General features: G+C 56.1%; 12 protein-coding genes and 1 tRNA gene. 11 read left to right on the forward strand and 2 right to left on the reverse strand.

The features are described 5' to 3' along the window. The first annotated feature begins 85 nt into the window (after nucleotides 1-85). Nucleotides 86-676: a 3'-5' exonuclease gene (locus CE153_RS06160; protein ID WP_099595573.1), complete on the forward strand. Its 591-nt coding sequence runs from the start codon at nucleotides 86-88 to the stop codon at nucleotides 674-676. 16 nt (nucleotides 677-692) lie between these two features. Here the strand turns inward: CE153_RS06160 and CE153_RS06165 are convergent, their stop codons facing one another. Both CE153_RS06165 and CE153_RS09020 read right to left on the reverse strand, forming a co-directional pair. After that, nucleotides 693-1,127 (reverse strand): hypothetical protein, encoded by a 435-nt coding sequence (locus CE153_RS06165; protein ID WP_143433100.1) that lies wholly within the window; start codon nucleotides 1,125-1,127, stop codon nucleotides 693-695. Then, nucleotides 1,120-1,482 carry a hypothetical protein gene (locus tag CE153_RS09020; protein WP_236824379.1) on the reverse strand — a complete coding sequence of 121 codons (363 nt, stop codon included), beginning with the start codon at nucleotides 1,480-1,482 and terminating at the stop codon, nucleotides 1,120-1,122. The genes CE153_RS06165 and CE153_RS09020 overlap by 8 nt, the downstream gene beginning before the upstream one ends. A gap of 310 nt (nucleotides 1,483-1,792) precedes the next feature. Between CE153_RS09020 and glmU the strand changes: the two genes are divergently transcribed. The 10 genes from glmU to CE153_RS06220 all read left to right on the forward strand — a co-directional run bounded on the left by glmU (nucleotide 1,793) and on the right by CE153_RS06220 (nucleotide 12,196). Continuing rightward, the gene (gene glmU, locus CE153_RS06175) at nucleotides 1,793-3,175 is read left to right on the forward strand and encodes a bifunctional UDP-N-acetylglucosamine diphosphorylase/glucosamine-1-phosphate N-acetyltransferase GlmU (RefSeq protein ID WP_099572034.1); all 1,383 of its coding nucleotides are present in this window, start codon (nucleotides 1,793-1,795) and stop codon (nucleotides 3,173-3,175) included. A 2-nt stretch (nucleotides 3,176-3,177) separates the two neighbouring features. Further along, nucleotides 3,178-3,585, forward strand: coding sequence for a ribosome silencing factor (gene rsfS, locus CE153_RS06180; RefSeq protein ID WP_099572039.1), 408 nt, complete (start codon nucleotides 3,178-3,180; stop codon nucleotides 3,583-3,585). 108 nt (nucleotides 3,586-3,693) lie between these two features. Then, nucleotides 3,694-4,425 (forward strand): histidine phosphatase family protein, encoded by a 732-nt coding sequence (locus CE153_RS06185; RefSeq protein ID WP_099595575.1) that lies wholly within the window; start codon nucleotides 3,694-3,696, stop codon nucleotides 4,423-4,425. Nucleotides 4,426-4,548: 123 nt separating this feature from the next. Then, nucleotides 4,549-5,679 (forward strand): hypothetical protein, encoded by a 1,131-nt coding sequence (locus tag CE153_RS06190; protein WP_099595576.1) that lies wholly within the window; start codon nucleotides 4,549-4,551, stop codon nucleotides 5,677-5,679. A 151-nt stretch (nucleotides 5,680-5,830) separates the two neighbouring features. After that, a tRNA-Ala gene (locus CE153_RS06195) sits at nucleotides 5,831-5,903 on the forward strand. Between the two features lie 358 nt (nucleotides 5,904-6,261). After that, the gene (locus tag CE153_RS06200) at nucleotides 6,262-7,524 is read left to right on the forward strand and encodes a Fic family protein (RefSeq protein WP_099595577.1); all 1,263 of its coding nucleotides are present in this window, start codon (nucleotides 6,262-6,264) and stop codon (nucleotides 7,522-7,524) included. 488 nt (nucleotides 7,525-8,012) lie between these two features. Continuing rightward, nucleotides 8,013-8,417 (forward strand): pyridoxamine 5'-phosphate oxidase family protein, encoded by a 405-nt coding sequence (locus CE153_RS06205; RefSeq protein ID WP_099572037.1) that lies wholly within the window; start codon nucleotides 8,013-8,015, stop codon nucleotides 8,415-8,417. A gap of 319 nt (nucleotides 8,418-8,736) precedes the next feature. Further along, nucleotides 8,737-10,416, forward strand: a complete 1,680-nt coding sequence (locus tag CE153_RS06210; protein WP_099595578.1) for an isopeptide-forming domain-containing fimbrial protein — start codon at nucleotides 8,737-8,739, stop codon at nucleotides 10,414-10,416. A 108-nt stretch (nucleotides 10,417-10,524) separates the two neighbouring features. After that, complete coding sequence (locus CE153_RS06215; protein ID WP_236824484.1) at nucleotides 10,525-11,481, forward strand: class C sortase; 957 nt, start codon at nucleotides 10,525-10,527, stop codon at nucleotides 11,479-11,481. Further along, on the forward strand, nucleotides 11,414-12,196 hold the full coding sequence (locus tag CE153_RS06220; protein WP_099595656.1) for a histidine phosphatase family protein: 783 nt from the start codon (nucleotides 11,414-11,416) through the stop codon (nucleotides 12,194-12,196). Before CE153_RS06215 ends, CE153_RS06220 begins: the two co-directional genes overlap by 68 nt. Nucleotides 12,197-12,201: the final 5 nt, after the last annotated feature.

The following is a 12,201-nucleotide window of genomic DNA, read 5'->3' on the forward strand; positions in this document are numbered from 1 at the left end:
TTTTTTGTTATGTTTCCCCGGCTAAGAAAGTCAGGTTGGAATGATTAAGTTATACATCGCAAATGAAGTAGCGGAGGTGAGATGAATGGCAGCGCGTAGAAGTGGCGATCCCCGACGCTTGGATCCGTTGTCCGGACGATTCACGGATTACATCGTGATAGACACGGAAACAACCGGATTGAGCGTGCGCAAAGGCGCCAGGCTCATTGAAATCGGCGCGGTCAAAATTCACAACGATGAGCTGATCGACGAATTCGACCAGCTCATCAACCCGTTCGAACACGTCCCGTCAAGAATCACTGGTTTGACGGGAATCGACGATGGCATGCTGCTCGGCAAACCGGATGTGCGTGAAGTCATGGATGAGTTTGCACGCTGGTGTTCGGACACGGCCGTGGTCATGGCGCACAATGCGTCCTTCGACATGTCGTTCCTCGACAATGCTGTACAGCTCGCTTACGCGGAGCGGGACGCGCGTTTCGCGCATCATTTCGTCGACACGTTGGACCTCAGCCGCCGGCTGCATCCGGAAAAACGAAGCCACAAGGTTTCCACCCTCATCGTCGACTACCACATCGCCGACATGGAGGAGCACCGCGCATTGTCCGACGCAAGGCAGGAGTGGATGCTGTATCGCGCCATGCGTGACGAGGCCGAGCTGCTCGGCATGCTCTGACAGTCCGACGTCCGACCTAACGTCGTTCGAATACTTTGACTCGGTATTCGCCTGCGGAATAATGGTCGGTGTTGCGATACTCCGTCGTCTTCGGCTTTTTATCGTTGCTTGATCGTGTGAGATAGTAGATGGTCTTGCTTGACAGGTCATCCAAGTCGCGAACCTGTGCCATGCTGCCATGGAGGGGAGCATAACCACCTCCGCTTGACGCGTCATCCTGCTTCAGGAAATGATAATTGTCGCAATCGTGATAGTAGTAGTACGAATCAATGTAAGTGAATTCACCATCGGCAACAACAGCGGACGAACTGTCGCATTGTGTGAATTCGCTGGCCTGAGCGGCATGCGGCGTCAAAGCACGTTCATAGATGTAGTTTCCACGGAAAAGGAAGCTGACGGATCCGCCGATAAGCAATGCGAGGCACAGTATCCACGACAGCCATTTACGCAAGGCATGCTGTATCGAACCATTTTCGGACGGATGTTGGGCGGTGGCTATCCTCACGCAAATCAACGCGAGCGACGCGTACAAGAAAGGTATGAACGGAGTCGCATACCGCACGGTGAAAAAGCCCCAAGGCCAGCAGAACCACCAGTGCGGTAATTGCGTTGGACCAGATGGAACCTGCCGCGCCGACATAATCGGTGTGGCCTTTGAAAGCAATTCCCAAAATGATGCCGAATGCCGTTGCAAGCAGCACGCGTGTAGTGAACCCTGCATTTTTCTTACGTTTGAGGAACGATAGGACGGCGAACAGGATCGCGGCCACGACGAGTGCGATCCAATCGTATGCGATGTTTGACATTTTGTCGTTATTCCCTTCTCGAAAAACGATGATGCGTTACGTGAGATACCCCCACGTTCATGTCGGACATCAATCTATCCGCTCGTTCTTCGGCGCAACGCCTTGTGGTTATTGCCGTTTTCTATAGTCGTCTATCAGGCGGCAGTCATTCCGAGGCATACAGGCTGACGTTCCAGTGTTCCGCAAGTCGCTCCAAGACGTGGTTGTTTTGCGTTTAGGGAGGGCTCGTTTTAATATGGGACGTCGGATAACTGGCTTCGTATCTGAATTTGTCTGGATTTGTTAGGGCCGGAGGAATTGGAGATTAGACATGGCATTAAGCGCCGCGATTATTCTTGCAGCGGGTGAGGGTACCCGCATGCGTTCCAACAAGCCGAAAGTGCTGCACACTTTGGCCGGAAAGACGTTTTTGAACCGTGTGATGGATTCCGTGGCGGCGCTCGACCCTGAAACGTTGGCCGTGGTCGTGCACTACCAGGCGGAACGAGTCGCCGAAGCGGCCCGCTCCTACAATGAGCGTGTCACCATCGTCAACCAGGATGACATTCCTGGCACCGGACGAGCCGTGCAGTGCGCCATGACGCAGTTGAAGGAGCAAGGCGGGCTTGACGGCTCGGTGCTGATCGCAGCTTCAGATATGCCGCTGCTCGATGCCGACACGTTGAACCAGCTGCTTGCCTTCCATGAGCAAAGCGGCAATGGTGCCACCGTGCTCACCACCATTCTTGACGATCCTACCGGCTATGGCCGCATCATCCGCGACAGCGAAGGCAACGTGCTGCGCATTGTGGAACAGAAGGACGCTAACAGCAGCGAACTGGCTGTGCACGAAGTGAACACGTCCGTCTACGTGTTCGACGCCAAACTGCTGGCTGAAGCGATTGCCAACCTCAAATCCAACAATGCTCAAGGCGAGTTCTACCTGACCGATGCTCTCGAAACCGCCAAATCCAACGGTGCCGTCGGCGCATTCGCAGCCCCCGACCCGTTGAGCGTCGAAGGCGTCAACGACCGCGTGCAGCTTGCGGCGCTCGCCAAAGCCCACAACAAGCGCGTCTGCGAGCATTGGATGCGTGAAGGCGTGACCATTCTCGACCCCGAAACCACATGGATCGAAGATGACGTGCGTATCGAACGTGACGCCGTGATCCTTCCCGGCTGCTTCCTCGAAGGCAGCACGGTAATCGGAGAGGGCGCGCAGGTCGGCCCATACACGACGCTTATCAGTGCGGTCATCGATGCCGATGCCCATGTGGAGCGTTCCCGCGTGCAGGAGAGCCACATTGGCCGCGCGGCCAACATCGGCCCATGGACGTACCTGCGCCCGGGCAACGATCTTGGTGAAGAATCCAAGGCCGGCGCCTTCGTGGAAATGAAGAAGGCACACATCGGCAACGGCACTAAAGTGCCGCATCTGAGCTATGTGGGCGACGCCGACTTGGGCGAGCATACCAACATCGGCGGCGGTACCATCACTGCCAACTATGATGGCGTGCACAAGCACCACACCACCATCGGATCGAACGTGCATGTCGGTGCCGGCAACCTGTTCGTGGCTCCTGTCGAAGTCGGCAGCGGCGTCACCACCGGTGCCGGTTCCGTGGTTCGCCACGACGTTCCGGACGATTCCATGGTCTATTCCGAAAACACACAACATGTAGTAGAGGGCTGGAAGCCCGAATGGGAGCGCTGAATATGCCGGCAGTACAAGATTCCATCGACGCCATCCGCATCGCCGCAGCCGCGGCCGACCGTATGAAGGCCACTGACCTCGTAGCCTTCGACGTCACCGAACCATTGGCCATCACCGACGCGATGCTCGTCGCCACCGCTTCGAACGAACGCCAGGTGCTGGCCGTCGCCGAAGAAATCGAAAAGGACCTGTATCTCAAGAGCGGCAAGCGTCAGCCGCGTTCCCGTGAAGGCTTGACCGAAGGCCAGTGGGTGCTGCTCGACTACGGTGATTTCGTGATTCACGTCATGCATCAGGAATCCCGCGACTTCTACCGCCTCGAACGCTTGTGGAAGGATTGCCCGAGCATCGACCTGCAGCTTGAACATCCTGAGGCTTCCGACGAAGAGACCACGGAAACCGCGGAATAACACGTACGAACATGCCTTCACGTCTGGATGCGGAAGGCATGTTTTCGTATCAGGCGAGATAGTATTCGCAAATTTCATAATCGAGAAAGCAACGGAGAAGGAAGCAGTATGCCTCGAAATGTCGAACTTGAGCATAACAGCGCAGTACCGGAACATGTGCACGCCATCACGCTGGTGCGTCACGGACGCACTGCCTACAATGCGCAACATCGTCTGCAAGGCCAGATCGACATTCCACTCGACGAAGTGGGCCGATGGCAGGTTGAACAAACAGGCAAGGCGTTGCGTGAACTGTATGTTGACCGTCGTTCCGATATTGCGAAACGGCTGGTTGTTTGTTCGGATCTGGGGCGTGCCGCAGCCACCGCCCATGCGTTCGCGGATCCGCTCGGATTGGAGGTGCATCCGGATGCCCGCGTGCGTGAACGCAGCTTCGGCGAATGGGAGGGCATTTCCGTCGAAGAGCTGGCGCAGCGTTACCCTGAGGATTACCGTTCCTGGGCGGAATTTCGTGGCGGAGAACTCAAATATGGCGCTGAACCCAAAGAGGAAGTGGGGCGGCGTGGCGTCGAAGCACTGAACGATTGGGCGTTCCGTGCCGGGCGTGACACGGATTTGTATGTGTTCTCGCATGGCGCGTGGATTTCTCAAACGTTGCAGACATTGCTGGGAATGGCTGACGCGCACGGTGATTTCGCCGACATTCTGTCGATGCGCAATGCTCACTGGGTGCGGCTCATTCCATTGGAGATCGGTTCCGCATTGCGTTGGCGTTTGATGGATTACAACCATGGTCCCGCCATTGCTGACACCGAAGAATGGGAACATCCCAACCTGTAGCGGGTCTGCAATCGGTCCATAGCCGGCCGATGCATGGTGTCGAACGCTGCCTGTCATCGTTTTTTCAAGCTTTTCACAGAATCGCCAGTACTTTCATAGCGAAATTAGCTATCGTCATGGCTTGTGAAAAACTTTTTTAAGGGAATCTCTTTTTCGTCGATTTGCGCGGGCGCGCTGGCGGCGGTCACGTCATTCCTACTTTCTGCGAAAATCGGTATCGCGGGATCGGTGATTGGCGTGGCTGCGGGCTCGGTTGTTTCCGCGGTTGCCACGCAGGTGTACAAGAACGTTTTGAAGGCGTCGGGGGAGAAGATCCAACAGGCCGTGCCGTTACCGTCAAGTAGTGATGCGGCTGCGAGTGAGTCTGTTGCGGATGAAACGCAGGTGCTTGGCTCTTCCACGAAGGGTGACGAGACGAGGATTATCGGATCGTCTCCTGTTGCGTTGGATACCACGATGGTATTGTCCGATGATGCGACTGCGGTAGCGCCGTTCCTCTCGCCGCGCGTCATTTCCTCCGAGCAGGAGGATGAGGATGCTACCCGTGCACTTGGTGATATTGCCGGAGCGGGGGAAACTTCCGTATTCCCGAACGGGCAACGTGGTGTTGGTAGCGCTAGCATCGCCAGCAGGAAATCCACTGCTCGTAACGCGCGTGATGTCCGAGTGCAGCATGCGGGACAGCGTTCCTCGAATTGGTTGCATAGCAAACACGCTCCGGCGATCATCGCATTCGTCAGCGCTTTGGTTGGTGTTGGAGTGAGCGCGGGATTGATTCTCGCTTTCACTGGCGGTCAGGGAACGGATACCGTGGTGCGTAATGTGGTGCATGAAAAGGTTGTGCCTTCGAATGAAAACACTGGCGGTTCCGTATCCGGTAATGAGCAGGCTCCTGCGCAGAAGCCCAAGTCCGATTCCACGGATTCGAATGATGAAACCACCACGGGAGGCAGCGACAAGACCACCAGCGGTTCCACCGACTCGTCCACTTCCAATGGCACGTCAAGCAATACCACCAATGGTTCCACGTCCGGAAACAGCGGATCGTCATCTGATAATTCCAGCAACGGTCCCAGCCAGACCGGGACGGACTCGTCCAACGGTACCAGCTCGAACGGAGGCACGTCAGGCACCACTGGTGATGGTTCATCATCGGGAACTGGAAGTAGTGGCACTGACGGATCGACAGGTACTGGCACATCGGGATCTACCAACAGTACTACCGGTTCTACAGGAGATGCAAGCAGCAACTAGCATTACTGGTGTTGCACATTCCATGTCGCCCGCATAGTGTGATTGCGTATTGCAGATTGCATATGACGCTTTCCTAAAGCGGGCGACACGCCGGAAGTTGCATGGCTCATGTCTGTGATGTATTTTATATGAGGTCTGCAGGGCAGACTTCGGGGCTATGGCGCAGCTGGTAGCGCATCTCCATGGCATGGAGAGGGTCAGGGGTTCGAATCCCCTTAGCTCCACAATCGTCGAGGGCCACTCCGTAAGGGGTGGCTTTTTCATTGAGACGCTGTTTCGCGGAAGTGCTTGCCGAACCTCAAAAACGTCTTAAGGTGGTAGAGACCGGTTATAAGGTGGTGCGAAGGTGGTGAAGAAACGGGCCTTCCACGACGACACGGAGAACCTTCGGCAAGATCGTATGCAAGCCGAACAAGCAGACGCATGAACGACCCGCGTCGGCAGGGGCGTCAGTGACGGACGGTAGAGCCAACATGGGCTTATTGTTGATTTTCATTCATAGATGCTCTGTCCTGTCTTCTGAGTGCTTCTAATTTATAATTCTCATAAAATATAAATGACTTTTTGAAAGCAGTGACCGTCATGAGCATGGAATACAGGACTTTGGCGCGGCTGTTCCACGCCGACAGGAGTACGGACTCCTACGCCAACCACGACCGGCTCGTCAGACAACGCCTCGAAGCGGACTCCACATTTGCGACCGGAATCGGCACACCCTTGGGCGAACTGTTCATCGCCACGCCGCGCTGCGTGTGCATGCTCACACAGAAGGTGCTCCTCGCCGAACGCCGGGTATCGGCCATGTGGCGGAGTATCCCAGGAGTCATGCGGTGGAACTACATCTACCACGCCATATCCGAGGAATTGCTCGCCACCAACGAGATGGAGGGGGTCAGGTCGACGCGGAAGGAGACGGAAGCCGCCGTGGCCGCAGCCCGGCAGGCCAGGGCCGAGGGCGACATGGAGAAGGCCAGGTTCGGCGAGTTCGCAAAACTGTATCTCAACCTCACCAATCGCGACGTTGAACTGCCCAAAACTCTCGAAGACATCAGGGACATCTACGACAAGATAGCCCTCGACGAGATCGACGACAAGGACAGGCCCGACGGGGAGCTGTTCAGGAAAGGTGATGTCGAGGTCCAAGGACCGCACGGCACCGTCATCCACAGCGGCGTCAGCAGCGAGGCGCGGATATCAGCGCTGCTCGCACAGATGATGGACCTCGCCCGGTCGGATACCATACCGTTCCTACAGCGGGCGATAGCCAGCCACTTCCTGTTCGAATACATCCACCCGTTCTACGACGGCAACGGCAGGACAGGCAGGTATCTGCTCGCGCTCTACCTCAGCCACGACCTCACTCTGCCCACCGTGCTGTCCCTCTCCAGGACGATCGCGGAGAACAAGAACGAATACTACAAGGCGTTCACTGAGGCCGAGGACAAACTCAACAGCGGGGAACTCACGTTCTTCGTATACACCATCCTCGGACTCATCGAACGGGCGCAGGAATCCCTGATTGAGGAGTTCGGCATCAAAATCGACCAGCTCGACAAGGCGACTGTCCTACGTGACGAGCTACGGAAGGAACATGCGCTGTCCACGAACGCAACCTTGCTTCTCTACGCAGTCATGCAGGAGGAGCTGTTCGACACCACCAAGTCCATGACGCTCGAAGACGCAGGCGGCGACCTCATGCTGACGAAACAGACGATCCGCAAATACGTGGACGAGCTGTCGGGCGCGAGCCTCATCGAGTTCACAGGAAGACGCCCTCTCAGATTCAGGGCCTCCGAAGCGCTGCGCACGCGCATACAAGCAAAGCGAGAATGGGGGATGGAATGAAATGCCTTTGTGCTTTCTCTGTCAGATACTGTCTGACATACCTAAGCCAGCAAACAAGAATTGTCACATCGCAAAAAGCCCAGGCTAAATCGGAAATGTCTGAATCTGCATAAATTCTTTTGAGAGAAAAACCATCAATGGAACAAAGGAATTCACACACAATATCTAAACCGAGTACGAATAGCGGCATGCCGTAGGCTTTGTCTTTGAACCCATTGCGAATCAACTCGACGTGCATATCGTCCAGCAAATACCACTGATGCCAACCCAAAATCAATCCTTTCTTTTCCATGATTGATTGGATAGCAGATGATCGTGGTCTGACGCCTCAACAAAGTGCGGAACAGGTGCATCTCTCCTAAATTTGTGTTCAGATGAGGCACGTATGTGATGTTATTCACGTTGGGTGAACATGCGTTACGGGGCTTCTTGACGTAGTCTGAAAGTATGCCCGCATTCCATGGGCACGCAAACGAAAGGACGTCATCATGGCAGATCTCACCGATGAGATGAAGGAATTCCTCAACAGCAACCTCGCATGGGTGGCCACCATCAGCAAAGAAGGCCAGGTTGATCTCGGACCGAAAATGAGCATGTTCATCATCGACAGCAACCATATCGGCTACCACGAGCGCACCGCGGGCCAAACATACCGTAACCTGCTTGACGGCAGCGATCTGGTCGTCGCGGTCGCCAATCTTGAACAGAAGAAAGGCTACCGCTTCCGTGGCAACGTCGTGCTTCATTCCGACGATGCGATCTATGACGAGCAGGTCAAGGTCGCTGAGGAACGCGGTACGAAAAAGCCGGCAACCATTCCGGTATTGGAGATTACGGAAATCCAGGATCTCACCCCGGGCGCTACGGCAGGTAAAACCATCGTCAAGGACTGATCAGTTCCATACTGACCTAGTCGAAACGATAACAGCGGAGAACCGCAGGCGGGACAGCATGTCCGGTCTGCGGTTCTCCGCTGTTATCGGAACGGAATATCGCGCATATGCAGCATATCGTTCGCGGCGGTTCGACTATGGATCCCTATACGACAGCTGCATGTATGGGTTGTGGATAAGTGTGGATAAGTGTTCGCTCATCCACTTATCCACAGATTTTCTTAAGGAGGTGGCGGGCGAATATTGGTTTCTGCCATGCTGGTCTGCACGCATAAGCGAAGACGCTCATGCAACAACCAGCAACCGAAGAAGGTGAACCATGACACAACACACCATACGCCGCCGATGCGTAGCATTCCTCGCCATTGGCGCTATGGCGGCCCTCGCCATGCCGAGCACGGCCCAAGCTGCTCCACAATTAGCCGATCTGGGCGTCAAACAGTCCATGAGCGTGAAAGCAAGCAACGGGGAAAGCCTCGAAGGCAAGGACCTCCGCGCCATCCAACTCGCCACATACACTGCGGCAAGCGTGGACGGCAACACGATCGTCGGCTACGATCTGACCACGAACACGGCATTGGCGCCAGACATCACCGCGGCGGCCAAAACAGCCGGAGCCACCGACGCGAACCTCACCGTCAACGGCAAAAACGATCCGATGGCGTGGGTGGTGAAGAATCTGACCGACTCACGCAGCGATCTGTGGAGCGGAAAGCTACGCAACTTCTGCAATAGCCTCGCCAAACAAACCAACTTCGCCAAGCAGGAGGGAACGGCGGTTGCCACAGCCAGCCAAGACAAAACCACCATGTCGACCGGCAACGTACTTGTGCCGGGAATCTACGCCATCGTGGACCGTACCCCGGCAACAACCACGCCAAGCAGCGGAACCGCCGTCAAAACGACCGCGTCCATCATGATGATGAACGGCACCGCGGTCAACGGCATCAGCCAACTGCGCACGGCCAGTGGTACGACCTTGACGCTCGGACAGGTGATCTACAAGGTATCCAGCGTGGAAGCACCCGATAAGAAAGTCAACGTCGGCAGCACGTGGAAAGACAGCGCATCCGAAGCGATAGGCAAGGATCTGACCTACCGCGTGACGCAGAAAATCCCTAACTGGACAGGCTATGATCACTACCATCTCGCGTTGAATGACAAGCTTGGCACAGGCCTCGACTACGTTTCGCTCACTTCGATTACCGTCGGAGGCAAAGCATTGGCAGACACGTTCTACAAGGAAAACGTCAACGGCAAAACCATCAGTTGGCTGTTCGGCGTCAACGGAGACATCCTCGCTTCAGACGCATCAAAGGCAGCCCTGCCGGTCGGTTCGACGATCACCGTCACCTACACGGCCCGCCTCAACGGCAACGCGGTCATCGGAAGCCCCTGCAACGTCAACTCCATCGACTTGGAATACTCCCATAACCCCAACGCATGGCAGGACCACAACAACCAGCCCGGCAACGAGGTCAAAGTCTGCACCGGTGAAATCGCATTGCGTAAGGTCGACGCCAAAAACCAAAAGCTCACCGGCGCGAAATTCACCATCGCCCAAGGCTCCAGCGACACAACACCTTTGAAACTCGTGTCACTCGGCAACGGCACCTACCGCCTCGCCACCAGCGACGACACCACAACCACCACCACGTTCGAAGCCGGAGAAACCAAAATCCAAGGACTCAAAGGCGAATACACCATCACCGAAACACAAGCGCCCCAAGACTACTCGTCGCTCATGCTACCCAGCGCGGTCGTCACCGTCAACGTTGACGACGCCACCATGACATGGAGCATCGACGTCAAATCCGACCCCAACAACCTCATCAAAAAAGATGATAGCCACACCGTGGTCGTCACTAACATCCGCACCATCACCGAAATGCCGTTGACCGGCGCGGCAGGATTGACCATGCTTTTTAGCATCGCAACGCTCCTCTTCATAGGAGGCATCGTAATGCTGCGTATGTGCAAATCAGCTGACGACCGCTAACCGGCATCCAACGATAGGAAACACATGACGGTCCCCACGCACGACAAACCCCGACACAAAAACACGTCGGCAAAACGCAACATCATCCGATGGTGCGTGGGAACCGCCATGCTCACCGCAACAGCACTCATCATCAGCATCCCCCTGATCATGCGCGCCGAAGACAACATCCAACAAGCAGCCAACGTCAAAGCATACGCAGCCACCGTCACCAACACCACAGACACGACAATCCAAGAAAGCAAAAGGCAGGCAAAACTCTACAACGCACGCCTCATCAACCGAGCCAAACCGCAAACCGACGATCCAGCAGACAACTCAACCAACAACCAAACCGACAACCAAACAAAGGATAAAACCCCAACACAAAATCCCATCGAATACAACCAACAACTCATCATCCCACCCAGCGACGTCATAGCAACCATCAACTACCCAAAACTCGGCATCAACCTACCCATACGCCACGGAACCAGCGAACAAGTGCTCGCCATCGGCGCCGGACACTGGAAAGGAACATCCCTACCGATCGGGGGAGCGGGAACCCACACCGTCATCACCGCACACCGAGGCCTCGCCGACAAACTCATGTTCACCAAACTCGACCAAGCCCGCGAAAGCGATGAATTCACCATCACCACCCTCGATGAAACCCTCACATACCAAGTGCAAACCATCCGCACCATCACCCCCGACGATTTCACCTGGATAAACAAACACGACGACACCGCCGATCAGGCCACGCTCATGACCTGCACCCCATACGGCATCAACACACACCGACTCCTCGTCACAGGAACACGCATCCCAAACCACGACGAATGCCCGCCCGAAACAGGCTGCCTCACCGACGGAACACTCACCGCCACAGCGTTCGTGCTCACCACCGTATGGGCAATCATCATCGCGCTCGCACGCCACAGTTACAATGAAATGCATGATCGACGAAGTATTGTTCCTACGCCACGGACGCACCGCCTACAACCTCGCAAGACGACTGCAAGGCCAAATCGACATTCCCCTCGACATCGTCGGCAGGTGGCAGGCCGACCAAAGCGCTTATGAACTCGTCAAAAAGTACTATTGGGCGAAAGTCGCGCACCTCGCCGACCATAATGACGAACTCGCCCAACCCGCGTACAAGGGCGCGTATCTCGCCGATATCGACGAAATCAACGAGGCGCCGGCCGCAAGTCGACGCATGGTCGTCGTGTCGTCAGACCTTTTCCGCGCCCAACAGACCGCCCACGCCATTGCCGACCTTCTCGGACTTGACGTAGTCCTCGACCCGCACCTGCGTGAACGCAGCTTCGGCGAATGGGAGGGCATGACCCGTGAGGAGATCCTCGAACAGTACGCCGACGACTACCATTCATGGCGCGCCCACACCGGGGGCGAAACCAAGCATGGCGTCGAAAGCCGCCGCCACACCGGCCAGCGTGGCGCCCAAGCCATCCGAAGCATCATCGCCGAACATGCCGGCGATTCCATGCCAACCACGCTGCTCGCCGTCGGCCACGGATCATGGATCGTGGCCACCGTCGCCGTATTGCTTGACATGGATCCGGACGATCTCAACAATCTCGGCGCCATGCGCAACGCCTTCTGGACGCGGATGAGCGTCGATGCCAGACGTGGCCCCGCCGAACCCGACACATGGCAGTGGAAGCTCGACGCCTTCAACCAAGGCCCGGCCATCGCGGCGCTTACGGACTGGGAGAATGGGCCGAAGGAATTGCGCGGCCCGAACATGCCGTTGTGGAAGCCCATCATGCAGTGACATGC

Source organism: Bifidobacterium sp. N4G05 (assembly GCF_002742445.1).
Taxonomy (GTDB): Bacteria; Actinomycetota; Actinomycetes; order Actinomycetales; family Bifidobacteriaceae; genus Bifidobacterium; species Bifidobacterium hominis.

What these genes read in the sequence shown, in the direction of transcription:
- CE153_RS06160 (WP_099595573.1), top strand. Translation starts at nt 86, where the DNA reads ATGGCAGCGCGTAGAAGTGGCGATCCCCGACGCTTGGATCCGTTGTCC.
- CE153_RS09020 (WP_236824379.1), bottom strand. Translation starts at nt 1,482, where the DNA reads ATGTCAAACATCGCATACGATTGGATCGCACTCGTCGTGGCCGCGATC.
- glmU (WP_099572034.1), top strand. Translation starts at nt 1,793, where the DNA reads ATGGCATTAAGCGCCGCGATTATTCTTGCAGCGGGTGAGGGTACCCGC.
- rsfS (WP_099572039.1), top strand. Translation starts at nt 3,178, where the DNA reads ATGCCGGCAGTACAAGATTCCATCGACGCCATCCGCATCGCCGCAGCC.
- CE153_RS06185 (WP_099595575.1), top strand. Translation starts at nt 3,694, where the DNA reads ATGCCTCGAAATGTCGAACTTGAGCATAACAGCGCAGTACCGGAACAT.
- CE153_RS06200 (WP_099595577.1), top strand. Translation starts at nt 6,262, where the DNA reads ATGAGCATGGAATACAGGACTTTGGCGCGGCTGTTCCACGCCGACAGG.
- CE153_RS06205 (WP_099572037.1), top strand. Translation starts at nt 8,013, where the DNA reads ATGGCAGATCTCACCGATGAGATGAAGGAATTCCTCAACAGCAACCTC.
- CE153_RS06210 (WP_099595578.1), top strand. Translation starts at nt 8,737, where the DNA reads ATGACACAACACACCATACGCCGCCGATGCGTAGCATTCCTCGCCATT.
- CE153_RS06215 (WP_236824484.1), top strand. Translation starts at nt 10,525, where the DNA reads ATGCTCACCGCAACAGCACTCATCATCAGCATCCCCCTGATCATGCGC.